Annotated in this window: 32 protein-coding genes and 1 pseudogene; 10 read left to right on the forward strand and 23 right to left on the reverse strand. The window is 61.9% G+C overall.

Annotated elements, in window-relative coordinates:
- The first annotated feature begins 66 nt into the window (after positions 1 to 66).
- Together GQA94_RS23440 and GQA94_RS15805 are read left to right on the forward strand one after the other, a co-directional pair.
- Positions 67 to 390: a hypothetical protein gene (locus GQA94_RS23440; protein ID WP_233270172.1), complete on the forward strand. Its 324-nt coding sequence runs from the start codon at positions 67 to 69 to the stop codon at positions 388 to 390.
- Positions 391 to 631: 241 nt separating this feature from the next.
- Positions 632 to 2086, forward strand: a pseudogene (locus GQA94_RS15805) (MBL fold metallo-hydrolase).
- Positions 2087 to 2511: 425 nt separating this feature from the next.
- On the opposite strand, the gene GQA94_RS15810 reads toward GQA94_RS15805, so the two are convergent.
- The 14 genes from GQA94_RS15810 to GQA94_RS15875 all read right to left on the reverse strand — a co-directional run bounded on the left by GQA94_RS15810 (position 2512) and on the right by GQA94_RS15875 (position 9943).
- Complete coding sequence (locus tag GQA94_RS15810) at positions 2512 to 3681, reverse strand: Arm DNA-binding domain-containing protein (protein ID WP_158188919.1); 1170 nt, start codon at positions 3679 to 3681, stop codon at positions 2512 to 2514.
- 90 nt (positions 3682 to 3771) lie between these two features.
- Complete coding sequence (locus GQA94_RS15815) at positions 3772 to 3963, reverse strand: DUF7696 family protein (RefSeq protein ID WP_158188920.1); 192 nt, start codon at positions 3961 to 3963, stop codon at positions 3772 to 3774.
- Complete coding sequence (locus GQA94_RS15820; RefSeq protein WP_158188921.1) at positions 3956 to 4192, reverse strand: hypothetical protein; 237 nt, start codon at positions 4190 to 4192, stop codon at positions 3956 to 3958. The genes GQA94_RS15815 and GQA94_RS15820 overlap by 8 nt, the downstream gene beginning before the upstream one ends.
- On the reverse strand, positions 4182 to 4424 hold the full coding sequence (locus GQA94_RS15825; RefSeq protein WP_158188922.1) for a hypothetical protein: 243 nt from the start codon (positions 4422 to 4424) through the stop codon (positions 4182 to 4184). Before GQA94_RS15825 ends, GQA94_RS15820 begins: the two co-directional genes overlap by 11 nt.
- Positions 4425 to 4484: 60 nt before the next feature.
- Positions 4485 to 4637, reverse strand: a complete 153-nt coding sequence (locus GQA94_RS15830; protein WP_158188923.1) for a hypothetical protein — start codon at positions 4635 to 4637, stop codon at positions 4485 to 4487.
- Positions 4638 to 4660: 23 nt separating this feature from the next.
- Complete coding sequence (locus GQA94_RS15835) at positions 4661 to 4885, reverse strand: hypothetical protein (RefSeq protein WP_158188924.1); 225 nt, start codon at positions 4883 to 4885, stop codon at positions 4661 to 4663.
- Positions 4886 to 4920: 35 nt separating this feature from the next.
- A complete protein-coding gene (locus GQA94_RS15840; RefSeq protein ID WP_158188925.1) occupies positions 4921 to 7671 on the reverse strand; it encodes a toprim domain-containing protein in 2751 nt (916 codons plus the stop codon).
- Positions 7668 to 7877 carry a hypothetical protein gene (locus tag GQA94_RS15845; protein WP_158188926.1) on the reverse strand — a complete coding sequence of 70 codons (210 nt, stop codon included), beginning with the start codon at positions 7875 to 7877 and terminating at the stop codon, positions 7668 to 7670. Before GQA94_RS15845 ends, GQA94_RS15840 begins: the two co-directional genes overlap by 4 nt.
- Entirely contained in the window at positions 7874 to 8107 is a 234-nt protein-coding gene (locus tag GQA94_RS15850; protein ID WP_158188927.1) for a hypothetical protein, read from the reverse strand. Before GQA94_RS15850 ends, GQA94_RS15845 begins: the two co-directional genes overlap by 4 nt.
- Positions 8104 to 8343 (reverse strand): hypothetical protein, encoded by a 240-nt coding sequence (locus GQA94_RS15855; RefSeq protein ID WP_158188928.1) that lies wholly within the window; start codon positions 8341 to 8343, stop codon positions 8104 to 8106. Before GQA94_RS15855 ends, GQA94_RS15850 begins: the two co-directional genes overlap by 4 nt.
- Before the next feature lie 76 nt (positions 8344 to 8419).
- Positions 8420 to 8794 carry a hypothetical protein gene (locus GQA94_RS15860; protein ID WP_158188929.1) on the reverse strand — a complete coding sequence of 125 codons (375 nt, stop codon included), beginning with the start codon at positions 8792 to 8794 and terminating at the stop codon, positions 8420 to 8422.
- Positions 8791 to 9108 carry an ogr/Delta-like zinc finger family protein gene (locus GQA94_RS15865; RefSeq protein WP_158188930.1) on the reverse strand — a complete coding sequence of 106 codons (318 nt, stop codon included), beginning with the start codon at positions 9106 to 9108 and terminating at the stop codon, positions 8791 to 8793. The genes GQA94_RS15860 and GQA94_RS15865 overlap by 4 nt, the downstream gene beginning before the upstream one ends.
- A 71-nt stretch (positions 9109 to 9179) precedes the next feature.
- Complete coding sequence (locus GQA94_RS15870) at positions 9180 to 9659, reverse strand: YmfL family putative regulatory protein (protein ID WP_199270053.1); 480 nt, start codon at positions 9657 to 9659, stop codon at positions 9180 to 9182.
- 29 nt (positions 9660 to 9688) lie between these two features.
- Positions 9689 to 9943, reverse strand: coding sequence for a DNA-binding protein (locus GQA94_RS15875; RefSeq protein ID WP_158188931.1), 255 nt, complete (start codon positions 9941 to 9943; stop codon positions 9689 to 9691).
- Positions 9944 to 10024: 81 nt separating this feature from the next.
- Between GQA94_RS15875 and GQA94_RS15880 the strand changes: the two genes are divergently transcribed.
- The 5 genes from GQA94_RS15880 (at position 10025) to GQA94_RS15900 (ending at position 13955) form a co-directional block, all read left to right on the forward strand.
- Positions 10025 to 10375, forward strand: coding sequence for a helix-turn-helix domain-containing protein (locus GQA94_RS15880; RefSeq protein WP_158188932.1), 351 nt, complete (start codon positions 10025 to 10027; stop codon positions 10373 to 10375).
- A 41-nt stretch (positions 10376 to 10416) separates the two neighbouring features.
- The gene (locus GQA94_RS15885) at positions 10417 to 11067 is read left to right on the forward strand and encodes a hypothetical protein (RefSeq protein WP_158188933.1); all 651 of its coding nucleotides are present in this window, start codon (positions 10417 to 10419) and stop codon (positions 11065 to 11067) included.
- Positions 11068 to 11097: 30 nt separating this feature from the next.
- Positions 11098 to 11340, forward strand: a complete 243-nt coding sequence (locus tag GQA94_RS15890) for a helix-turn-helix domain-containing protein (protein ID WP_158188934.1) — start codon at positions 11098 to 11100, stop codon at positions 11338 to 11340.
- A gap of 210 nt (positions 11341 to 11550) precedes the next feature.
- Positions 11551 to 12711, forward strand: coding sequence for a nucleoid-associated protein (locus GQA94_RS15895; RefSeq protein WP_158188935.1), 1161 nt, complete (start codon positions 11551 to 11553; stop codon positions 12709 to 12711).
- 11 nt (positions 12712 to 12722) lie between these two features.
- Entirely contained in the window at positions 12723 to 13955 is a 1233-nt protein-coding gene (locus GQA94_RS15900; RefSeq protein ID WP_158188936.1) for a hypothetical protein, read from the forward strand.
- A gap of 91 nt (positions 13956 to 14046) precedes the next feature.
- On the opposite strand, the gene GQA94_RS15905 is transcribed toward GQA94_RS15900, so the two are convergent.
- Entirely contained in the window at positions 14047 to 14499 is a 453-nt protein-coding gene (locus tag GQA94_RS15905) for a hypothetical protein (RefSeq protein ID WP_158188937.1), read from the reverse strand.
- Between the two features lie 94 nt (positions 14500 to 14593).
- Between GQA94_RS15905 and GQA94_RS15910 the strand changes: the two genes are divergently transcribed.
- The 3 genes from GQA94_RS15910 to GQA94_RS15920 all read left to right on the forward strand — a co-directional run bounded on the left by GQA94_RS15910 (position 14594) and on the right by GQA94_RS15920 (position 16570).
- A complete protein-coding gene (locus GQA94_RS15910) occupies positions 14594 to 15031 on the forward strand; it encodes a LexA family protein (protein WP_158188938.1) in 438 nt (145 codons plus the stop codon).
- A 2-nt stretch (positions 15032 to 15033) separates the two neighbouring features.
- Positions 15034 to 16299 (forward strand): Y-family DNA polymerase, encoded by a 1266-nt coding sequence (locus tag GQA94_RS15915; protein ID WP_158188939.1) that lies wholly within the window; start codon positions 15034 to 15036, stop codon positions 16297 to 16299.
- A 118-nt stretch (positions 16300 to 16417) separates the two neighbouring features.
- Complete coding sequence (locus tag GQA94_RS15920) at positions 16418 to 16570, forward strand: hypothetical protein (protein ID WP_158188940.1); 153 nt, start codon at positions 16418 to 16420, stop codon at positions 16568 to 16570.
- 253 nt (positions 16571 to 16823) lie between these two features.
- Here GQA94_RS15920 and GQA94_RS15925 read toward each other — a convergent pair whose 3' ends face one another.
- From GQA94_RS15925 to GQA94_RS15960, 8 genes are read right to left on the reverse strand one after another with little or no spacing between them, the layout of a single operon-like run.
- Positions 16824 to 17006 (reverse strand): hypothetical protein, encoded by a 183-nt coding sequence (locus tag GQA94_RS15925; RefSeq protein WP_158188941.1) that lies wholly within the window; start codon positions 17004 to 17006, stop codon positions 16824 to 16826.
- Positions 16979 to 18217, reverse strand: coding sequence for a phage late control D family protein (locus tag GQA94_RS15930; RefSeq protein ID WP_158188942.1), 1239 nt, complete (start codon positions 18215 to 18217; stop codon positions 16979 to 16981). The genes GQA94_RS15925 and GQA94_RS15930 overlap by 28 nt, the downstream gene beginning before the upstream one ends.
- The gene (locus GQA94_RS15935) at positions 18214 to 18654 is read right to left on the reverse strand and encodes a phage tail protein (protein WP_158188943.1); all 441 of its coding nucleotides are present in this window, start codon (positions 18652 to 18654) and stop codon (positions 18214 to 18216) included. The genes GQA94_RS15930 and GQA94_RS15935 overlap by 4 nt, the downstream gene beginning before the upstream one ends.
- Positions 18655 to 18672: 18 nt before the next feature.
- Positions 18673 to 21246, reverse strand: coding sequence for a phage tail tape measure protein (locus GQA94_RS15940; RefSeq protein WP_158188944.1), 2574 nt, complete (start codon positions 21244 to 21246; stop codon positions 18673 to 18675).
- The gene (locus GQA94_RS15945; RefSeq protein WP_199270054.1) at positions 21221 to 21358 is read right to left on the reverse strand and encodes a GpE family phage tail protein; all 138 of its coding nucleotides are present in this window, start codon (positions 21356 to 21358) and stop codon (positions 21221 to 21223) included. The genes GQA94_RS15940 and GQA94_RS15945 overlap by 26 nt, the downstream gene beginning before the upstream one ends.
- A gap of 8 nt (positions 21359 to 21366) precedes the next feature.
- Positions 21367 to 21666, reverse strand: coding sequence for a phage tail assembly protein (locus GQA94_RS15950; protein WP_158188946.1), 300 nt, complete (start codon positions 21664 to 21666; stop codon positions 21367 to 21369).
- A gap of 54 nt (positions 21667 to 21720) precedes the next feature.
- The gene (locus GQA94_RS15955) at positions 21721 to 22236 is read right to left on the reverse strand and encodes a phage major tail tube protein (protein ID WP_158188947.1); all 516 of its coding nucleotides are present in this window, start codon (positions 22234 to 22236) and stop codon (positions 21721 to 21723) included.
- Between the two features lie 46 nt (positions 22237 to 22282).
- Complete coding sequence (locus GQA94_RS15960) at positions 22283 to 23473, reverse strand: phage tail sheath protein (protein WP_158188948.1); 1191 nt, start codon at positions 23471 to 23473, stop codon at positions 22283 to 22285.
- Positions 23474 to 23524 lie beyond the last annotated feature (51 nt).

Below are 23524 nucleotides of genomic sequence, written 5' to 3' on the forward strand. Positions count from 1 at the left end.
GCTTTTTTTACCGCCACGGCGATGACGTGTACTATCCCGCGCCCGAAAAAAAGCAGGAACAATACCTTGGTCATCCACTACTCCGCCTCCCCAGAGAACGCTGCATGCGGACGCACAGGTTCGAGTCTCGCCACCACCCCGGATGCCAGCCGGGTTTCATGCAAGCTCTGCCTTCGCACCGTCGAAAAGAAGGCCAACGAGCCCGTGCGCAAGACCCCAAGCCTCGCTGATCTCAGAGCGGCGGCGAAAGCAGCGAAGGCGCCAGCAGCACCTACCCCCGGGAAACCGACTCCTGCCAGGACGGCGCGCACCGAGTGGCAGCGTCGCCTGGAACAACTTCCAGGGCGAAACCGCCTCCCACGCGGCGCATCGAGGCAGTCGTTCATCTAGGTCGTCGGCGCCCAGCCGGTTCTCATCGATCGAAACGACTCGCACGCGGCCTGCGAACGCCGCGATTCCCACTGGTTACATGCGAAGCCCGCCCCTGGCGGGCTTCGTTTCGTCAGGCACGGCGCTCACACCGGAAACTATGCCACTCGGCAAGTTGCCCAAATGCACGGAAAGCCGCTGTATGGCTTCCCGCGCTGTCCAGCCCAGCCTCAGCGCGACCACCTTGAGCCAAGGAATTGCGATGAAACACACGAAACTCGTCCACCACGGCGCACGCGAAGGCGTCACCGGCTCGTGCCATCAATTGTGGATGGACGAGGCCAACAGCGTATTGATCGATTGCGGCCAGTTTCAGGGCGAGGACGACGAACAACACGACGACGAGCTGGCGCTTGATTTCCCGATCGAGGGCATCAAGGCATTGATCGTGACCCACGTTCACATCGACCACGTCGGGCGTATTCCGAATCTGCTGGCTGCAGGCTTCAACGGACCTATTCTCTGCAGCGAGCCTTCGGCCGAGCTGCTGCCGATCGTGCTCGAAGACGCGTTCCGCCTTTCGATCAGCCGCGACCAGGAGCAATTGGAGCGTTACCTCAGGGTTGTCTAGCAACGCATCATCGCGCTTCCCTACGACCACTGGTTTACCCTTCACGAGACCGATACGGTCGCCTGCAAGGTGCGCCTGCAACCGGCCGGCCACGTGCTGGGGTCGGCCTATGTCGAACTGGACCTGAGCGCTGCCGGTAGCGGTGACGAGCGTGTGGTCTTCAGCGGCGATCTGGGTGCGCCACATTCGCCGATTCTGCCTGACCTCGTCCCGCCGGAACGCGCCGACCTGCTGATCCTGGAAAGCACTTACGGCGACCGTCGCCATGAAGACCGCACGCACCGCCGCGAGCGACTGCAGGCGGCCATCGAGCGTGCGCTGGCAGACCAGGGCACGGTGCTCATTCCGTCCTTCAGCATCGGCCGGACGCAGGAATTGCTGTATGAGCTCGAAGAAATCCTGTTCGAAAAAAGCGAGTCGGCGCAGGCCCATGGCACGCATGCCGAACCCGGGAAGCCGGCCGCCGAAGGCGCACCCGATATCGACTGGCCGCAGCTTCCGATCATTCTCGACTCGCCGCTCGCCGGCCGGTTCACCCGGACCTACAAGGCGCTACAGGGTTTCTGGGACGACGACGCCAGGCACCGCCTCGAGGAAGGACGCAGGCCGCTGTCCTTCAAGCAACTGATCACCGTAGACGACCACGACGAACACCTGCGCATCGTCCAGCACCTCACCGAAACCGCGCGGCCTGCAATCGTCATCGCCGGCAACGGCATGTGCTCGGGCGGGCGGATCGTCAACTACCTGAAGGCCATGCTGGGCGATCCCAGACATCACGTTGTGTTTGTCGGCTATCAAGGCAAGGGCACGCCCGGACGGGACATCCAGACCCATGGACCCGAAGGCGGGTTCGTGGTTCTGGACGGGGAACGCATCGACATCCGCGCCGGCATCGATAGCGTAGGCGGCTATTCGGCTCATGCCGACCAGGCCGACCTGGTCGGTTTCGTCACGCACATGAAGCAATGGCCGACAGAGATCCGCCTCATCCATGGCGAAGATCAGGCCAAGCAACGCCTGGCGGACGTATTGCAGGCGCGCTTTCGCGAAGCGGGCAAGGAAGGCCGCATAACCATTCCCTGAGCGCACGCGCCTGGCGCCCACGGGATCGCTCGGCACCGGGGGCGCTGCCCGCCGGCACACAAACCCTGCGGCGCCTGCGATCCGTACCCATGCGCGCCCTGCCGGTCGAATCGAAGGCAGGCCAGGCAGTCGGGGTTTCGCTCCCAAGCGGCGCGTCAAGACGTCTCGCACAATTTGCAGGCACAAAAAAGCCCCGGTCACGGGGCTTTTGACGATTTCCGATCCCGAGGACCAGCCAATCATGTAATGGTGCGGACGGAGAGACTCGAACTCTCACGTGAAATTACCTAAGGCATTGATTTCACTAGCCGTAATTGCTTCCGCCACCCTACTTGGGTTCATTTTGGGAACACTGGCCCACCGGGAGCCGCCGCGAAGGCATGAAAAAGGCGGCTCGCAGGCCGCCTCGGGTGGTTTCGCTGGGATCACAGCTTGAGCGCGTGTTCAAGGATGCCGACCATGTCTGGCCCGTCGTCGTTGATCCACTTGCCGTAGTGCTTGCGGATCATGTCGGTGGACGTGTGCCCCATCTGGTCGGCGATCCACTCCAGCGGCACCGCGCCGGTGGTGAGCAGCTGGCTGGCGAACGTGTGCCGGCAGTTGTTCGGCCCGCGAAAGCGCACGCCGGCCGCTTTCAGGTGAGGCCGCCAGAAGCCCTTGAGCAGCATGTCCGAACTGGTGTGCGCCGCGCCGGTGCTGGTGTTGTGGAACACGAAGCGCAGCTTGCGCACGCGCACTGTCTTGTTGTCGCGCTCGGTAACGTCTACCAGTATCGGCTCCAGATCGCGGGTCAGTTCGGCCTGCGCCTGCAGGGCCTCGCGTGCCGGCCGCAGCAGCTTCACCTCGCGCGCCGAACGCCGCGTCTTCGTCACCTTGTAGTGGCCGCGCACCTGGGAACGCTGAAAGCGGACGATGCCCTTGTCCAGGTCGACCACATCCTCCCACGCGAGCGCCATTGCCTCGGAAACGCGCGGTCCTGCCCAAATCATGAACTGCGCCAGGTTGCGCTCCTGCTCGCGTTCGGTCCGCGCCGAGAGGATGGCCTCGATCTCCTTGCGATCGAACGGATCCGGATCGTCCCGATCGGGCACCCGCACCCGCAGCCCCTCGGTAGGGTCGTGCGCCATCCGGTTGCGCATCCGGTACAGCCGGAAGATCTGCCGCACCAGGGCGATGATCTCATTCACCGTCTTGTTGTGCAGCTTCGGCATCAGATCCGCCTGCACCCATTCCTGCAGGTCCAGGTGGTCGATCTGGTCCGCCTGCAACGCGCCCCACTTCGGTCGGATGTGCAGCTCTGCCCGCCCCTCGTACACCCGGAACCCGGACGGCGCCACCTCGTTGCGTTTGATGTTCAGCCACAGATCGATGAAATGGCCTAAGGTGTTCGTTTTCACTCGGTTGGAATTAGGAAAGTGCCGGGCATAGCTGAACGTGCCGTGCTTGATCTCATGGCGGATCAGTCCGGCCAGCCGGCTGGCCTGCTCGATATTGGCGGGGGTCGAGTCCCCCTCGATGGGCTCGCGGCACAGCTCGCCCTGGTACCTAAAATAGACGCGCAGCGAGTTGCCGCGCACCTCGACGCCTTCGTGCATGGTCGTGTTCACCTGATCGAAACAACGGGAGTCTATGTTCCGCTCGAACTTGAGGCCCGTCGCCGGGCCTCGAATTGATGGTGGTGATTCCTAGCTGAGCCAATCGGCCCGCCGTCGCCACTGCCGACGCATTTCCTCGACCAGGCGCTCGGCACTGGCCTGGCCTCGCCTTTTGGCGATCGCCAGCGTGAGCTCTTCGATGCGCTCGGGCGTGTCGTAGCCGTTGCGCAACCAGGTGCGGGCTTCGCACTCGAGCATGTGCTGGCGAACCTCGTCAGCCACAGCTCGCCTCTTTGGCCTTCACCGCGCCTGGATGAACAAACAACTCCACACCACTGCGCAGCGGGTCGCGCTGGGTTTCACGCAGCAGTGTTGGGTCCAGGTCCAGCTTGCGGGCCAGGGCTTCGGCCGCCCAGCGGGCGCCCATGGTGTTGCTGGCGGATTTCTTCTCGCCGCGCACGGTTGCCACATAAGTCATGCCGGTATAGCGGGTGCGAATTTCAACGGGCATAGCGGCGGCGCTCCTGGGCTTTATTGGCGGCGACTTCGGCCTGGTAGGCAGCCCACTCGGCTGCCCAGCGGCGCTGACGGATGCGGCTGCACAACTGATGCTTCCGCGTAGCACGGTTTTGGCCGCAGATTTCGCAGGTGCTGGGCGTCAGCGGATGGCTGGCCATAGTTGGGCGCAGGGGCTCCAAGGCGTTATGCTCTGCCCCGCCTTCCTTCGGTTGATTCACTTGCATGGTGCTTCTCCTTGGTTGGTCAGGCCCTGGTGAGTTGCCGCTCACCGGGGCCTTGTTGTTTCAGCGTGCGATCAGCAGGAACAGATCGGTCAGGTGGTTCGCGCCGGTGACTAGCAGGGCCAGCCCGCTTGCCACCCAGCCCCATGAGGCCAGCCGCTCCAATAGCCAGGCGCGCAGACCTGAGCTGTCTTCGTCTTCGTCGTAGTGCTGCATGGTGCTTCTCCTTAGTGGGCCTCTCAGAACTCGGTTGTCAGCGAGCCGTCTGGCCTGACGCGCATCACGTCGACCTCAAGACCCGGCTCGCGGGTCGATGCAGCCCATTCCTGTGCGCTTTGCAATGTGGCTGAGTACACGTCGACTGCTTGAAACAGCGTCCCCGGGTTGGTGACTACCGCGTATTTCGCGGCTGGCGGCGGCGTTGTGTGGCCTGTCCGGGAACCGATAGAGCGGGTGCGTTGCATGGTGCTTCTCCTTGGGTTGGGGTGTTGCTCGACGCTCAAGCGTTGCCGCGCTTGGCGTCGGGGTTTTGGAACATCCAGCACTTCACCGTGGGGCAGCGGCCGGACATGGGGTTGCGGCGGTTGAAGGCGTCGCGGACGGCGCTGTCGACGGCGCGGTTTTTCTCGATGAATTTGCGGCTGCGGCTGTTGGGCAGCAGGTTGCGCAGCGTGCCGATGTCGGCCAGCTTCTGTTTGTGCTCGGCGGCGCGCTCGCAGAACTCGTTGAGGTTGATGGCAATCACCTCGGGCTTCTTGCTGTGGTCAACCACCGGCTCGTCGTTGAGGCCTTGCAGGTAGTCGAACACCTCCCAGAACTCGGCCACTTCCGTCGGGTCGGAATTCACGGCGTTCTGGCGGGCCAGGGCCATGGCAATCAGCTCCCGCTGAGCCGCGGCGTGCTGGCGATCGGTCATGGTCACCACCCCGCGCAGCGCATCGAGCATGGCCAGCAGCTGGGCGTGGTTCTTGATGATTCGCTCGATGCGGATGTCTTTCAGCTCGCGCAGCGCGGCCTCATGCACCTTGACCTGCTGGCGAAAGGTTTCCAGCACCGTGCTTTCGCCCTTCGCCGCCATCAGCAGGAAGTACGACACGTCCATGGCGCTCAGATGGTTGAGGTTGTCCGCGGCGGCACGGCTGGCCGCGGTGACCTCGGGCCGCACGAAGTGCAGCTTGACGATGCGGGTGAGGATCGCCTCGCTCGCCGCCACGGTGGCGTTCTGGCTGATGACGATCGTCCCGCGAAACGGCGGCTCGTAGGTTTCGTTGCCGGCTGTCTTCACACCGGTGACGCCCAGGGTGCCACCGTTGAACAGCGGCTTGAGCTCGTCCCAGTCGTAGGCCTTGGCGGCGGTGCGGTCGTTGTCGCTGCGGTCGGCCTCGAGCAGGACCAGCGGCATGCCGGACACCTGGCCCATCCAGCGGCGCAGGCCCGCCTTGGACATTTTCGAGGGGTCTTTGCCCTCCTCGTCCGGCCGGCCGAGCAGCTTCCAGAGGAACATCAGCAAGGTAGACTTGCCCGCGCCGGCCTCGCCGGTCACTTCCAGGAACGGAAACGACTGGTACTCGTCGCGGATCTGTTCGGCGAACAGCGAGCCGAACCAGAACGCCAGCGCGACAATGCCCTGCGCGCCAAAGCAGGTCCACAGCCAGTCGAGCCACTCGGCGCGGTAGCCCTCGTCGGTACGGGCGATCTCCAGGCGGATCGACTTCTGCAGCGTCTTCAGGCGCAGCTGCTTGAATTCGAAGTAGTCCTCGGCGTTGGCCTTCTCGACCACGCCGCCACGCACGGCCAAATCGCCGAACACGTAGCAGCCGTGCTCCTTGCTATAGCCGATGTAATCGATGGTCTTGACGGTTTTGAGCCCGTAGAGCTGGGCCTTCATGATCTTGTCGAGCTGGCTGCCGCTGCCGGTGAACACCGCGCCCGCGGCCATGCCGAGCAAGCGTTTCTTGAACTCGCTCGCCGCCGCCACCTGGCCACCGGTGAAGGTGTTGCGCACCGTGGGTTCGTCATGCGGGAAATCGACGCGGAAGTAGTACCAGGACTCGTCCGTCACCTCATTGCGCTGGAAGTACAGAGCCTTGGGGTAGCAGTTGGCGATCTCGACGACGCAGCCGGCCATGCGCAGCGCCTTGTCGCGAATCTCCTGGCGGGTGAGCTGCTGCTCCCCTTGCGAGTCACCGTCCTCGAGGCCTTGCACCGCCTTGTTGAATTTCTCCAGATCGAGCTTGAACCAGTACATCCGGTTGCCGAAGCCGAAATGAAACTCGCTGGTTTCATCCCACTCGTAGATCAGCATCGCCTTTTCGGAGGCGTTTTCAGCGATCAGCAACGCGCCCTGGTGACGGGCTGCCTTGAGGTCCCGTTCGATCTGCTCGGCGCGCTTGTCCTCGTCCAGGAACATCCAGCGCTGATGCAGATCATTCCAGTCCACCTTGCGGTCGCCCTGCGCGATCTGCGCGGCCTCGCAGGTGAAGCCCAGCTCGCGGGCCATCTTCACCCAGCGGCGGGTGTAGCGATGCGCGCCCGGCTCGTTGTCCAACGCCCAGACCAGCTTCGGCAGCCTTTTATCGGCATCCGCGCAGGCCTTGGCCAGCGCCTTGAGCGACTCGGCCGGGAACGCGTTGCTGCTCATCGCCGAGACGGCATCGATGCCGTGGTGCAGTAGCGCAATGGCGTCGAAGATGCCCTCGACGATCCACAGCTCCCGTACCCCAAGCAGATCCAGCGACGGCGGGCACCACCAGTGGCTCCTCATGGACTGGCCCGGGGCGAAGCGCGCCTTCTGCTTGCCGAAGCGGTGCGGGCGATCGATCAATCGCTCCCAATAGCCGCCCTTCTCCAGCGGGAAGCGCACCGTAGCCGAGCCGATGCCCAGTTCACGGCTCCAGTAATTCTCCTGGGTGTACCAGCCGGCGATCCGCTCCAGGTGAAAGCCGCGCGCGCCTTGCAGGTAGCTTTTTGCCGTGGCGGTCGGGTCCTGCTCGGTGGCCGGAGCGCGCTTGCTCCAGTCGTCGAACAGGTCGTCGAACAGTTCTTTGACGTGCCACTGCTGACCGCATTTGCTCTCGCGCCCGCACTTGATGAACCACGGCTCGTCGTAGCGGGAATACAACTCCAGCTTGCCGCAGCTGGGGCACTTGCCCTTACGAAGGTATGGAGTGCCTCCGATGCGCTTTAGGCCGTAGTTCTTCTCCAGGCGCGCTAGCACCTCGGTGCGGATGGCGTTGTCCATGGATTTCATGCGTGCGCCCCCCCTATGACGATGCAGTCGTCGCACAGCAACAGGCGTTCGGCGCGGGTACGCGGGTCGAGGCGATGAGGGCCGCAATTCATGGTGCAGACCTTCGACGCCGGGTCGAACTTGGCCAGATCGGCCGGATCGGCGCGCGTCCACTCAATCGGCGCCGGTGGCGGGGACTGTTCGGTCTTCGGCTTGCGGGCTTTCATGGGCGGGCCTCTCCCCAGACGAAGGCATGCAGCTCATCGAGCAGCGCGTTGTGCGTTTCGCATGAAATGACGTCGCACTCCAACAGGCCACCGAGATGGCGGGTCAGCCTCATGGCATCGCTGCGCTGCGTCTCGTAGGTGGTTGCCGCCTTCAGGCTTCCCAGGTGCATCTTGAAGATGTAACGCGCCGGGTCATTTGCCAGCGCTTCGCAACGACTCAGCGTGCTCATGCCGGCACCCCCGCTTCCTTCAGCAGCTTGACCAGCTCGCGCATGGTGCGGTTGAGCCCTGCGATATGCGGGTGATCGGCCAGGATCTTCGGGCCGCGCAGGCCTTGCGGCGTGTAGCGATACTTGTCGTCGAACCAGCACGCCGCCATGAGTTTTTCGTACTGGCTGGTCAGCCAGCGCAGATAGGCTTTGGCCTGGGCGGGCTTGAGCCTGATTTCTAGAGTGATGTCACACATAAAAGCCACCATTCGGGCGCAACTTCCCCCTACCCGCTCAACGGCGGGCATGGGAATGGGTCAATTCAGGGGATGATCAGTGAGCGGCTGCTGCAGCCTGGGGCGCCGCGGGCGGCTGCAGGCGCAGCGGGAGGTGGCGGCGTGGGATCAATACCGTCTCGCCCGTCGAGTAATGCAGCAGGGCCACGGTGTACGAATCACCTGTGCCGTAATCAATGCCGATCGGCACCGAGCGCGGCTTGTGGTCGAGTTCCGTCATGGCCAGGTAAGCCAGGCGGTCCGCCATGAATGCCGGTACGTCCAGCGCGTTGACCAGGTAGCTCACGGCGCGGTCGTACAGATGGCCATCGTCAGCCAGGTGCTCGCCCTGGTGGCGTTGCAAGAAGGCCAGCGCGGCCTGCTGCATGGTGGAGCGGTATTCCTGGGCGTTGCCTTCAGTGGTGATGTTCATGCGTGTACGGCCTCCGGTTCCATGTGGTCCAGCATGTCGAGTTGATCGGTTTTCTCGCGGCTGTCGCGTAGCGCCTGCATCCGCTGCACCGAGGGCGCCACTGGCAATCGCACCCGGGGGCGGTCCAGGCCAGAGGGGCTCAATTCGTGGTCCCAGGTCAGCGAACCGCTGTAGGTCGCGCCGCAGGCGATTGAGGTGCACTGCGCGTACATCGTCTTGAATGTCGGCGTCTGCGATTCCGAGTTGCGGATCCGCATTCGGCTCCCGCATGCCGGGCACAGACACTTGTAACCACCGTTATGGGCAACGCTCACTCATCCTCCCCACCGCCAGTCGCGGTCCGGCCTGGCCGGTAATTACTGACGCAACGCGCCGACTTCTTCCTTCAGTTCTGCCCGGGCTTGCGCACCTGGTGCAGCACGATCACCGCATGTACTTCCGAATGCCGCGCCGCCATGTGCTGGCGGTGGGCGTCGAGGATGGCCCTCGCTTCCCGGTCGTCGATTTCGCCGTTGCTCAACGCCTCGGCAATGATCTTGTCCACTGCACCGCGCTTGACGGCGGTTTTCATGCAGCGCTCATACAGCTCGATGTTGTCCAGTTCGTCCGGGTTGGCGACCGGTACGAACACGCCGCCATACAGCGCAGCGACATAGTCAGGGAAATGCGTGGTGCCGGCCTCTTGCTCGAGCTGATGCAGTTGCTCATCGGAGAGCGGGCGGCTACCGGCGCTTTCGTAGACGTGGTTGTCCAGCTTCTTGATCGGCAGGCCCAGCCGCGCGGCGGCGCATTCACGGCCACCTGGGTATTCGCACACCACTGCACTCATCACTTGCCGGCGGGTGTCTAGAACGGTGCGCTTCATCTTCTGGTTTCTCGCTGGGGCCTGAGCCATTACTTTGAAATCACAGCGCCGATATCTGTCGCACGGCGGCCATATTCATCGGGCAGGTCGGCAACCACGCCTTCCTTGATCCCCAGCAGCACAGCGGCTCGGTGGGATTCGCCACGGGCACCCTTCTTCGCTCCGGAAAGCACCTGATAGCAGGTAAACGGATCGAGGCTGTGCTCGCGGGCAAATTCCTGGACGGTCTTGCCCTGTTTAGCGAGCCATTCCTTAGCTTGTTTGCGGGTGCGTGTGGCTGGCATGATTCAAAACCATTCAAAAGCATTCAATGTGGCAGAAGAATATCACTCATTTGAGTGGTGTCAACGGGAATTTCTATTCAAATGAGTGGTCTTGGCGAACGCCTACGCGAAGAAAGGAAGCGACTCGGCCTCTCACAAGGGGATTTCGGAGCGCTTGGCGGTGTGAAAGCCAACGCTCAGGGCAAGTACGAGTCCGACGAGCGAAGCCCGGACGCTGCCTACCTGAACGGCGTGATGACGGCTGGTGTAGATGTGCTGTACGTGCTGACTGGCAAGCGCACGCCTTTAAGCGCCGAGGGTCTCAGCGAAGATGAGTCCCAGGTGCTCAACCACTACCGTGCGATGCCAGACAGCGACCGCGCCACGATGCGGCGGATGGCATCAGCGCTGGCCGAGTCTGCTGGCCGCTACGAACATGAATCTGACCACTGAGCTCACTCAGCGGTGAGTGAGTAGGCAAGGAGCCAACCGGAATGCAGGACGCAATGATCTTTCTGTCCATTGTCGTGATGAGCGGCTGGTTCGCTGGCACGATCAACCCTTCCGTAGTTCGCCTAGATGGCATGCCTCGCCTGAAAATTTTTTGGGTTGGCTTGGCCGCAACGCTTGCGGCTATGACAGCTGGTGGCCTGATGAAAGCGTCGCCCTCGAGCGACACAGCTAGCGCGCTGTTCGGGTTGTTCGGGGTGATCACCGCCTTTGGCTGGCCAATCTGGGCGATCGTCGATCTAGTTCGGAGCAGGAAGCCAAGGCTCGGCGTCCCGGCCGGTCAGGTATCCAAGCCAAAACTACTGACACCGAGCGAACGCAAGCGGCTCGGCCTGCCAGAACCTGTGCGCCAACCTGAGCCGGACCCGCTGACTGCTGCCCCTAAGAAGACGAGGGCGATCCGGACCGGCTGGAAACGCGGCACGGTGGCGTTCACCTACGAAGACAGCCAGGGCGTAGTCACAACGCGGACCGTAACGGTCCACTCCGTAAGCCAGGCCTATCTGAAGGGCGAGTGCCAGGATCGCAACGAACAAAGAACATTCCGTATAGACAGGATGATCGGTGAAGTAATCGATGCCGACACGGGCGAGTTGCTGGAACCCAAAAAACTCGCCCGACATTTTGCGGTGTGAACACCGATCCAAGGTAGCAAGGAGAGACTCATGAGCGCCGCCGTAATCGACCTGGACGACCAACCCCGCCACTTCGGCGACCGCCTGCTCGAGGAGCGCAAGCGCCTCGGCCTGCAAGTGCATGAGCTGGCCCACCTCGCCGGCCAGACCGACTACATGCAAAAGCGCTTCGAGAACGGCACTTCGATCATCCCCATCGACTACCTGCAAGCGCTCGCCGCCCGCAGCGATGCTGACGTGCTGTACATCATCACCGGCAGACGCTGCCGGTAGCCCCACGACCGGGAGTCCAATTGATGACCCATTCACTGTGAACAATGCTCAGGTCGATCTTCCCATTGCTTGGGCATCGCACATCGCAGAATGCTTTTAGCAAAGATACTTAGAATCAAAAGCAGGTGGCAAGGAGGCTGATTATTCAGCTTCAGTCCCGCTCTTAAATAAAAATCACAACGAATTCAATAACGGCTTCTAGGGGGAACAATGGCATTTGAATTAAAGCACGCGGTGATCCACAGCTTTGAGAAAGAACAGTACTCCACCGAGGTAGACCTCAAAACTATAGTCAAGAAGCCATTGTTCGATGTGAGCTTGCCGACTGTGCAATCGCTTGTGAGTGGTATTCACACCATTTTGGGGAAGCCAGGTAATAACGTCGCTTGGGGGCAGTTCGCACAAACGGGCCGGCAAGGCCCCTTCCCGGCCACTGCGAACAGCTTTGTGAGTTCGTATGACGCGGCCGCGTTCGAACTACTTACCCATGTCGCACTCGACGAGCTTGTTGAGCAAGCGAAGCAAGAAACCTTAGCCACTGGAGGGCATACACTCTTTGCTAGCTATATCTACAACAGCGTCTCTTTCTTGCTCATTGCCAACATCAAGCAGCGAAGCGGTTTGAGACTAGGTGATGACTACGTTCCAATCGAAAGCGTAGACATCGACATGTCTAAGGTTCAACAAGCAGCTCGCATCAATATGGCGCGACTTTCAGAGGCTATAAACGCAACTGAAAACCCAGACGAAGGTGATACTCCGGAAGAAAACCCGGACGATCCTATAGACAAAACGTACCTATGCTTCGTAAGCAAAGGAAGAGATAGCGAAGCATCTGCATACTTTATCAATGCCCTTGGCTGCACACCTGGGATTGCTTCCTCCAGAGCGACTAATAACGCCATTGACGCCGTTGAAGATTTTTTTCGAGAAGATGAATCTTTGAGAAGCTACGCGCTGCAGGCGAAAGAAAATGTTATTGCCTATTTACAGAAAAAGCTTGAGGACTTAGGTGATGGCACTGGCAACGGCAAGGCTACCTTGCGTGGAGTACAACAGGCCGCAGCAAGCGCTATTCCTGCTGAACGAGCGGACCTAGTCGAAGCTTTGGATAACCTGACCGAGCACTTGAACAACGAAGCAAACCAGATACCGGAAGAGTTTTCGGTTCACTCTCAAGCGTTAAACAAAAAGATTAAAATCAAAGGTGTATCTAACCGGTGGTCCGTCCAATTTGAAAGAGGAGCTCTTGGAACAACCGCAAACAGCGCCGTATGGTACAATAAAGAAGAAGGCAAGATCATACTTTCTGATATTTCAGACAAGCTTAGAAAATTGATTGAAGCAGAACTTAATAAGCGTGTCTCTTAAGGTTTGTAATCATGTTTGAAAAAGTAGTAGCGCTTTATAGAGCTGCTGGCTGCCCTCCTATTCAAGGAGGGCAATTCCTATTCAAGGGCCGGGCAAGCGATACGTTGCTATGCTTAATAAATGAATGTCGCTCTATAGATGAACAGTTTGGCCGCTTTACCTATGAGCGGCTGGGTGGCGACAACAGCGCTAACTTTGAGTTCCTTCTGCCAAATTCTGACTTAGCTGGCTTTTACACCTCATTTGAAGAATTCATTAGAGCGACACCATCGCTTGGCCATGGGCTGATTCCTGACTGCGTTTATATTGCAGAACACGACTGGGCTTCTACAGACGGCATAAAAAACGAAATATACAGCAAATTAAAAAGCTGCTGCCGGCTCATCGTAAATTTATCTAAGATAGTAATGTTAGCGGACAGCCAGTCAAGCCCATCACATATAAATCTTATATTCGCAGTTCCAGCTGACAACGGTAAGCCACCCAAAACATTTACGATTGCAACTACTGTTGAGCCAGGGATTTTAGAAGCACAGCTTAGCCATTTGGCTCTTATTGATCAGCTCGCGAACCCAGCTAACGATTCCAAACTTCATCTAGAAGAGCGTAAAGCAATATTCAATCTGGCAGTGTCTGAACTAGTGAACGATGCTCCTGAAACCGCAAAGAATAACTTGTTTCAGTTTCTTCTGATGAATTGGAAGGAACTGCTAGATACGTATTGGAAAAATTTTCAAACGTATATACATGGTTTTTCGTTTGACAAGGCCAAGAAGGACCTGGCGCAGGCAGAGCTTGATTACGGATCGAAACTCAGCGCTGCCTTCAGCGACATCGGTGGTAAGCTTCTAGCGCTACCAATATCGTTTGGCGCTCTGGTAATTTTAAGTAAGGCCAGCACCGGCATAGAAACTACGGCGACTGCCGCCGGGATACTCATGGTCTCGCTTATCTTCAGTGGGATCCTAGCCAACCAGTGGCTCAACATAAAACGGCTAGACAGCAGCCTTGATATAGCCCTGAGCCAGATTGAAAAACGCATAGGGACATATCCGAAGCATCTTCAAAATCTACTAACGACAGCGAAAAGAGAGATCAACCAGCAGCAATGTTTTGTGCGCTGGACCATTCGGGTGTTCTTGCTCCTGTCGTGGGCACCCACAATAGGCATGATCGCGATGAAGTGGGAGGCTTGGTTTAAGCCCTTGGCCGGCTCGTTCATTTCAGTCGCTTTTCCCTGCTAAACCCATAAACCCATAAAGCAATCAAGCAGAAACTTTCTGACCGATCTTGTTGTAACCTGCTTAGCACAACCCTTACATCGCACGAATAGCTTTAGTTAGTAAGGTCTGTATTCGATGCGCTGCGCACCATCGGCCACCGGTCATGAATCCACGAATATTCTTCAGGTGGCGTGCTGGTGACCACATACACTCGCCGCTGATCGCCCTCCCCCAGTACCAGGCAGTCCAGGGCGTAGCCGGGCTGCATATCGAACCAGTGCGACTGCTTTTTCCCCTTCTCGTCGGGTTGCCCCTTCTCCATATAGCGCTGGACCAGGCCGTACGCCCGTAGCGGCTCGTACTTCGCCCAGCCGCCCTTCTCTACCGTTTCCAGCCGCGCCCAGCCGCCCTGCGGGCCCTGGCCGGGTTCTTCGCGGCGCCTGCCCCACTTGACCCAGCCAAGGGATTCGCCGCCCTCGAGCATCACTGGGAATGCGGCCTTGGGGCTGGGAAAGTAGACCTTGTAGGCCTTTTCCGCGTCTCTCGCTTCAACGCCACCGCACATGGTTGCCTCCCGTCATCGCGCTGATGTTCTCGATTGACCGCGGGGGGTCACTTTCGTTTTACTGTATACCCATACAGTATTTGGATGTTGCTCTATGACGTTGACCATTCTGGGCCGCGAGGATCGGCTGCGGCATCTGCTGCCGGAGGCGGCAGAGCTGCGCATCACGGGCTTCCAGTCGCCCGCCGAGGACGAGAAGGAAGCCGGCCTGTCGCTCGATAGCCTGGTGGGCCTGGGCGCGCCGCAGATCTGGGTGGTGCGGGTCGACGATGACAGCCTGCTGGGCTTTGGCATGTACCCGGGCGATCGCCTGGTGGTGGATCGCTCGGCCCGCTGCGTACCGGACTGTTACGTGGTCGCCGGCCTGGATGGTGAAAGCCAGTACCGGGTGCGCTTGCTTACGGAGGACGCCGAGGGGCGCCTGGTGCTTAAAGCGGCCCACGCCTTCGCCAAGCCGATCAACCTGGAGCTCGAGGAGCTGGTCGAGATTTTCGGCATGGTGCGCTGGGTCATCAGCTACGTGGGGCGCTGAGCATGCCCATCTTCGCGCTGATCGATTGCAATTCCTTCTACTGCAGCTGCGAGCGGATTTGCCAGCCGTCGCTCAAGCGCAAGCCGGTGGTGGTGCTCTCGAACAACGATGGCTGCGTGATCGCGCGGACCAGTGAGGTGAAGCAGCTCGGCATTCCCATGGGTGCGCCGTTCTTCCAGGTGCGCGACCAGTTGGCCGCCGCTGGCGTGGTGGTGCGATCGAGCAACTACACGCTGTATGCCGATATCAGCAATCGGGTGATGACGGTGCTGGCGAGCATGCTGCCGGCGATCGAGGTGTATTCGATCGATGAGGCCTGGGGCGACATGACCGGCGTGCAGGAGGATTTGACCGAGTACGGCAAGCGCATCCGTGCCCGGTTGCTGCAATGGGTCGGGATGCCGGTGGGCGTGGGCATCAGCACGACGAAGACGCTGGCGAAGCTGGCCAACTGGGCCGCGAAGAAATGGCCGGCCACCGGCGGCGTGGTGGACCTGACAGATCCGGCCCGGCAGGAACGGCTGCTGCGCATCGCCGCGGTGAGTGAAGTCTGGGGCGTTGGCCGGCGCCTGGCTGCCCGCTTGCGGCCGCTGGGTATCAAAACGGCGTGGGACCTCGCCCAGTACGACATCGGCACGCTGCGCAAGACCTTCGGCGTGACCCTGGAGCGCACCGCGCGCGAATTGCGCGGCATCAGTTGCATCGGCATGAACGAGGGGCCGCCACCGAAACAGGCAATCTGCTCGAGCAAGATGTTTGGCCGCAAGCTGCGCGACCTCGCACCCATCCAGGAGGCGATGGCCACCTACGTGACCCGCGCCGCCGAGAAGCTACGCCAGCAGCAGTCGCTGTGCGGTGCGCTGCAGGTCAGCCTGCAGACGCAGTACCACAACCCGGAGCTGCCCCGGTACGCCAACTGCATCACCTGCCCGCTGGCGACCCCCACGGACGACACGCGCGAGCTGCTGGCGGTTGCCCTGCGCGGGCTGCGGCATATTTACCGCCCCGGCTATGCGTATTCGAAATGCGCGGTGCTGCTGATCGACCTGAGCCAGCGCGGCGAGACCACCCCCGACCTGTTCGCACCGCCGCCCCGGCGTGGCGCTGAACGATTGATGAGCGTGGTGGACGAAATCAACAAGCGCGAAGGCCGTGGCACCGTGCGCCTGGGCCGCGTGCCCGCCCAGCCTGAGTGGGGCATGCGCCGGGACATGAAGAGCCTGTGCTACACCACCAACTGGGACGAGCTGATCATTGTCGGTGCGTGAATATCCGACAATTGTCCGCTGATGACCCGCCGGGATGTGTTGAAAATCGATTGTTCTCCGGGCCGTTGGGAGGCGCTACAAGGCGCCGGGCGCCCGGGTTGACGTGTAAGGAGTAAACATGTCGGAGAACAACAAAGGGCAACCACGCGAGCATGAACGCGAGTTGAGCGATATGAATCTGGACGTGTTGGAACTGTTCAGCCAGTTGACCGAGGCAGACCAGCAGCATGTCGTTCGGCTATTACAAGCGTTGGCGGAAACGTCCGGCTGATATAAGAACCCGGCCAAGCGCCGGGTTTTGACTCCCCTAAGAATAGATCTTTTCTAACATTCGCATATAGCCTAGTAACTGTGAAAGATCGTTCGCTTCAGCAAACTGCAACACATTCCGCATGAGCGTTTGAAAATGAGTAGCCCCCCAACCCCCACTGCCGAGTCTTGGCTTTGAGGCGAAGAACTGATCCAACTCATTTGCCACCTGGCTGCGACAAAAAAAGTCCAGTTGAGAGTCGACGCTAGGATCACTATGAAAACAAGAGAGGAAAACCGCTCCCATGTTTGTATTTGGTTTGGCTAATTTTTCCTTGGCGCATACCAAAAAATTGTCCTGAAATGATTTCTTTACCCCAGCCACTTTCGCCACCGTCTAGGCCGCAATTCAGTTTGTTGGTTGCGGAGCTTACAGCTTTGGTTGCATCCGTTTCCATTCGCGCTCCAGGGCGCGCTGGGCGCTCGCTTTGCTTTGGTAGAGGTGGACCAGGCGCAGCGGGCTGGACAGGTCGCCTTCGGTGAGTTTGTGCTGTTCGCCGGTCTTCTCGTCGCGGTACCAGGCCAGCACGCCGGTGTAGTGGCCCGCCTCCGCCAGCTCGGCGACGTCGTCGGCGTCCGGCAGTTTGGATTCCAGCTCGAGGCTGGTGGTGTAGCTGTCTGCGGTGAAGCTGTGCCGCACGTTGGCGCCGAGCCAGACGATGGCACCGATCTCGGCCTTGATGCCGGTGAGGCTGTAGGTGAGCTCCGGAATCAGGTCCGGCCGACCCTTGGCCAGGGTGTAGCTGAGGGTGGCCGTACCGCGCTGCAGGCGGGACCACTCGCCTCGGGCTGCGTGCAGGGCTGATTGCTGGTCGGTGTAGGTGTGGCGCAGGTCCTTGAGGTTGTCGCCGGCGCCGGCGATGGCCTCCTTCTTCTCGGCGCTGTTGACCTCGTAGTAATAGGCGCGCACGCCGCTGTAGCTGTCGCGATCGGCCTGCAGGAAGCGGTGCTGGTCACCGTCTGCGCGGGTCAGGGTGATGTGCGGCAGCGCGGCGCCGCTGGCGGTCAGGCTTTTGCCGACCGGCATGAACAGCAACCGCCCGGCCTTGATGCTCGACAGCGCGTCGAACTGCTGGCCCAGGCGTGTGAGGAGGTTGGCGTCGGATTCGTTGGCTTGGTCGATGTGGGCCATTTCGATGGCGCTGAGCGCCGCGCTGATCACCGGGCTCAAGCCATAGGCGGCGGCGATGCTCTGGACGATGGCGCCGAGGGTCTGGCCGTGCCAGCTGCGTTCCTTCTTGACCTTCAGCCCCTCGCGCAGGTCGGCGCTGCGGGCGCGGATGCTGAGCACGTCCGGCGCGCCGCTGTGCTCGGTTTCGTCCACGGTGTAGCTGCCCTTGCTGACCAGGCCGGTATCGCTCCAGCCCAGCCACAAGCTGACCACGGCGCCACGCGGCGGGATGGCCAGCAGGCCGTCATGGTCGCTGAGCGTGATGGTGAGCTGGTCCGCCTCGATGCCGCGGTTGTCGGAGAGTTCGATGCTGACCAGGCGCTGCTCGATCGCGGCGGTGATGTCCTGGCCGTTGACCAGTACCTGGCAGATCGGTTTCGGGTAGGCGGTGGCCTCGCGGTACGCGTCGGTGGCCTTGCTGATCAGTGCATCGATCACAGCAGCCCCCGGAGGATGTTGCCGGCACCGCTGATGGCGCTGCCGAGCATGTCCACGCGCCCCTCATCGATGCGGGCGAGGTTAAGCGTGAACTCGATGCGGCGCGCCTGGCCGTCGCGGAAGAACAACGTGCGCGTTTCGCTCAGCGATTCAATCACCCAGGTGCCGTAGATCTTCCCGGTACCTTCGACCAACGGCCAGGCTTTGCCGGTGTCGGCCATGTAGCGCAGCGTGTCGAGGCTGATCTGCGCGCCGACCAGCGCCGGCAGCAGCACGCCCGGCAGGGTGATGGTGTCATCGTCGCGGCCCATGAACTGGCGCGCGGGGTTGGTACCGATGCGCGAGGTCTTGCCATGGCGCCAGGCGGTTTGCCGTTGGAATTCCTGGTAGGCCAGGGTCTCCAGCGAAAAGATGAACATGCCGAGGGCCATCATCATGGTGGTTTGCTCCTGGTATCAGTCCTGGTCGTAGAGGGAGGAGCGCGCTCGGGTGAGCTTGTTGCGCTCATGGTCTTCAAGGGCGCGCTTGATCTGCTGCGCCACGTCCTGCCCCTGCCCGCCCTGCACGATGATGGTGATGGTGTCGCCACCGATGGTGATGCCAGCCCCCTGCGACCGCGCCGCAGCGGCCAACGGCGGGCGGCTGTCGATCGACGGCAGGTCAGCGGCAGCCATGCCGGGCGAAGCGGCGCCAATGGCCACCGCACCGGCAGCGGTGAGGCGCTTGGCGGTGCCCGCCAGCTGCGACAGCGGGCCACCCTCGCCCGCGCTCAATCCCTGCTCGAGGCCGGCCATGGTATGGCCGCCCAGCTCGGCGAACACACGGGACGGCGAATGGATGCCTAGCAGGCTCTTGAAGGTGCTGACCACGCTATTGGCCGCACCGCTGATGGCTGAGGTGAGGTTGGGAAACATGCCTGTGAAGCCGTTAATCAGCCCCTGAATCATGTTGCCGCCGAACTCGCTGAACTTGCTTGGCAGGTCTACGCCGAAATAGCGCATCACCCCCGCGAACGCACGGTAGAGCAGGCCCAACGGGCTGAAATTAAGCAGTAACGCGCCGATGCCGGCGAGCCCGCCGCTGACGCCCTCTTTGACTTCGGCCCACAGGCCGAGGAAGTACGGCCCGACGCGGTCCCAGTTGGCATAGATCAGCCCGGCGCTCAGGGCGAGCCCCGTAACCAACGCGAGGACCGGATTGGCGATTGCCGCTGCCGCGACCAGGCGCAATCCGGTGGCCACCAGAGGTAGCGCCGACTTGCCCAGGTTCGTGAGGGTGGTCGCCACGCCCAGACCGTTGATGCCGAACAGCATCATGCCGTAGCGCACCATGGCGAACGGGCCGAGGATGCTGGCCATGGCCAGCGTGAGCCCGCCCATGCCGGCCATCAGGATGCCGACGCCTGCGGCGGTCTTGACGATGTTGCTGGCAAGCTTGGGGTTCTCCGCAACCCAGCTTTTCACCCCACCGACAATGCCGGTGAGGGTCTGCGCGACCTCGCGCATGGGGCCGTTCTGCTGATCTTGGAGCTGAATGCCAAGGTCATCCCAGGCGGAACCCAGGGCAGACAGGTCGCCGCGAAGGTTGTCCGACATGGTCTTGGCGGTGACGCTGGCCTCGCCTTCGGTTTGGCGCAGGGTGCTGACGAATTGCTGCAGCGCCCCGCTGCCTGCCTGAGCCACCAGCACCTGCATGCCGGCAACCGCTTCTTCGCCGGCAATGTGCTTGAGCAGGCCGGCGCGATCAGCGTCGCCCAGGTTCTTGGTTTGCTCGTAGATCTCCTGCAGCACGGTTGGCATGTCACGCAGGTTGCCGTCGGCATCCTTGGCGCTGATGCCGAGCGTATCCAGCGCATCGGCTGCGGCCTTTGGCGGTGCGCTCAGGCGGTTGAGGATCGCCCGCAGCGCGGTACCGCCCATGCTGCCCTGGATGCCTGCATCGCCGAGCTTGCCCGCCATGGCGGCGACGGTTTCGATATCTTGCCCAACCGAGGCGGCCACCGGCGCGGCGTACTTCATTGTCTCGCCGAGCATTTGCAGGTTGGTGTTGGAGCGGGTGAACGCGCCGACCAGGACGTCACCGAGGCGCCCCGTTTCGCTGGCTTGCAGGTTGAAGCCGGTAAGGATGTTGGAGGCGATATCCGCCGTCTCGGCCAGCCCGCTGTCGCCGGCCTTGGCCAGATCGAGCATGCCGGGCATGGCCGCCTGGATGGCCTTGGGATCGAAGCCCGCCATGCCGAGGAAGCCCTGCGCATCGGACGCGTCGACGGCGGTGAACTGGGTGCTCTCCCCCAGTTGCCGAGCCTGCGCACGCAGCGCCTGCATTTCGGGTGAGTCCTTGCTCAGTCGGGTCAGGGCCTGGACCCGGCTCTGGCTGGCGTCGAAGTTCAGACCCGGCGCCATGAACCGCGCGCCCGCATACAGAATGCCGCCGCCGGTTGCCATGCCACCCGCCCCGGCGCCGGCCATGCTTCCGGCGAGCTGCTGGGTCCGCTGGTATTCAGCCTTGGCCTGCCCGAGCCGCTTCTGCTGTGCGGTCAAGCGTTTGAGGCGTGTTTCCTGCTGGGAGAGCGTCTGGTTGGTCTGGGTGACGTTGTTGCGCAGGTCACGCTCGTGCTGGCCGAGGTTGCGGGTACTGATGCCCGCCTCGTTGAGTTTGCCGCGCAGGCCCTGGAGCTCGCGCTGCTGCTCGCTGTGCTTTTGCTTGAGGGCTTGGCCCTGGCGCACGGCGCTTTGGAATTCTCGCGTCAACGCCTTGGTCGGCGTGGCGGTGTTGGCCAGCTCGCGGGAGAGCTGCTTGATCTTGTCGCGGTTGGCCTGCAGGGCGGCGCCGGTTTGCTCCGATGCGCCTTTCAGGTTACGGAACGAGCTGACGTCCTTCTGCTGGGCCTGCAGGCCCTTGAGTTCGGAGCGGGTGTCGCGCAGCGCGCGGCCCAGGCCGACCGCACCGGTTAGCACGGTGCGCATCGGCCGGCTGGCGTTGTCGAGTGCCTTGAGGTTGACCTTAAGGTTTAGATCCCGCGCCGCCATGTGTCCGCTCCCATCTATCACGGGCGCGGTCGCGCCAGTCCATCAGTTCATGCAAGGGCATGGCGTTCATCTGCTCTGGGCCCCAGTGGAACACCAGGGCGATGTCCGCCATCACGTCGTCTACGCTTCGGGGGATTCCGCTGCCCCCTTCTTCTGCAAAAAAACCGCTACGGCATCCGCACACATGACCAGGTCGGCGACGTCCAGGGCGGCCGCTTCCTGCTCGGTCAGCGTTGGCTGGCTGATGCGCGGCAGAAGGCGGATGTTGGCGTTGACGTCGCCCTGCAGCAGGTCGGTCAGCTTCAGGCCGCGTAGCTCGCCGGCGGCCGGCTTGCGCAGGGTGATTTCGGTGATCTTCGTTTCGCCACGCTTGATCGGTTCCTCGAGCACGATCGGGGCGCTGTAGGTGGGCTTGCTCATGGGGTTGCTCCTTGGGTTGCGAAAGGCGCGCCGGCGCTGCGGCCGGCGTCGGGGTTACAGGCCGATGGCCGCGCGATGCTCGGCGAGCATGTCGGTGCCGTTGACCATGAAAACGAAGTTCAGCAGGTCGATTTCGATCTCGACGTTGCCGTCAATGCTGAGCTTGTAGTAGCTGCAGGTGGTGGTGATGGCGTGCTCGGTGTCTTCGCCGGGCTCTGAGTCGCCAAAGTCGATTTCTTCGTGCCGGCCGCGGGCAACTACCTCGACCGCGCTGACCTCACCGGTGTCGTCACGCTGCACGGAGCCGGCCCAGCGCAGCATCACGCCGTCGGCACGCACGGCGCCGAACTGGCGCAGGACGGTCAGGTCCCAGCCGCCGAGCGTCCATTCGAGCTGGATGCCGTCATCGGAATGGCCCATGTCGACCTTGACCGGGCCGTCCATGCCGGCGCCCCGGAAGGCCTCCAGCTTGCGGCTGAGCGTGGGCAGCGTGACCGTCTTGGACACGCCGACGTAGCTGTTGCCGTCGTTGAACAGGTTCATGTGCTTGAGCTTTTTAGGCAGTGCCATCGGGGCGCTCTCCTACGGCGCGGCCAGGGCCGCGCGGGTGAATGGGTCAGGCGTTGACGCGGCTGGCGAAGTCGACCAGGTAACGATCGGTGATGCGCTGGCGCAGGGTGAGGTCCTCGAGCGGCGGCACCGGGGTGTAGTCGTAGTCCAGGAACAGCTTGCCGGCCTTGAGGGTGTCCTTGTCGTTCGCCGCCTCGTCGTACCAGCACTCGCCGCCGATCAGGTAGCCGTTACGGACCAGCTCGCGGAACTTGGCGTTGATGCCCTCGACGATGTCGCGCACCAGGCTGGCGTGCATGGGCTTGTCGACCGCCCAGAAGTGCGCGTCGGCCATGGTGTCCGCCAGCACCTGGGCGGTGCGGGTGTAGTTTTCGAAGGCGAACAGTGGGTCATCCGAGCAGGTGCGCGAGCCCCAGAAGCGGAAGCCTTCGCGGCGGATCAGCGTGGTGACGTCGGCGGCGTTGAGCAGGCCGGCATCGGTGGCCGGATCCTGCAGGTCCCAGTAGACGTCGCGGCTCAAGCCGGACACGCCGTTGACCGGCACGTTGGACAGGGTTTTGTGCCAGCCAACTTGCTGGTCCAGCTTGGCGCGCATGCCCAGGGCACGGGCCACGGCGCTGGCTGTGGTGTTGGCGTTGGCTGTGGTGTCCCAACTGACAAAGTCCGGCCAGATGAGCATGAGTTCGCGGGCGCCGAAGCCGTCCCGGTAGGCAATGGCTTCGCTGACAGTTTGCGCGTCGAAGGCATTGGCATAGGCGAAGGCCCGCAGCTTCTGCGCGGTGGCCACAAGTTCGGTGGTAACCGGCAGCGAATCCAGACCCGGCACGCCGAGAATCCGCGGTTTCACGCCCAGCTGCGCTTCGGCTGCAAGCAGCGCCTTGAGGCCGGTGTACTGGCCGTCGGCGGTCACGCCCCCGACGATCTTGCTGGTCTGGTCAGCGGCTTGGGCGGCTTCATCGACGCCCTCTCCGTCCGCCACTCGCACCACGACGGTAACGGGGCTGGCCTGATCGGCGATAGCGTCCAGGCTGCTGGCCAGGGTGCCCAGCTCGCCAGCCTTGCCCGAGGCGGTGAGCACGTCGGTGAGCAGCACGGGTTTGTTCAGGGGAAAGGTAACCGGGTCGGCATCGCTGGCGGTGCAGATCATGCCCACCACGGCGGTGGCGACGGTGCGGATGGGGCGCGTGCCCTCGTTGATTTCGAGGACGCGGACGCCGTGATGGTATTCGGTCGACATGCGGGTGGCTCCTGCGGGCGTGTGCCGGATCAGTGAGCCTTGAGAGTGACG

Source organism: Stutzerimonas stutzeri (assembly GCF_009789555.1).
Classification (GTDB): Bacteria; Pseudomonadota; Gammaproteobacteria; order Pseudomonadales; family Pseudomonadaceae; genus Stutzerimonas; species Stutzerimonas stutzeri_R.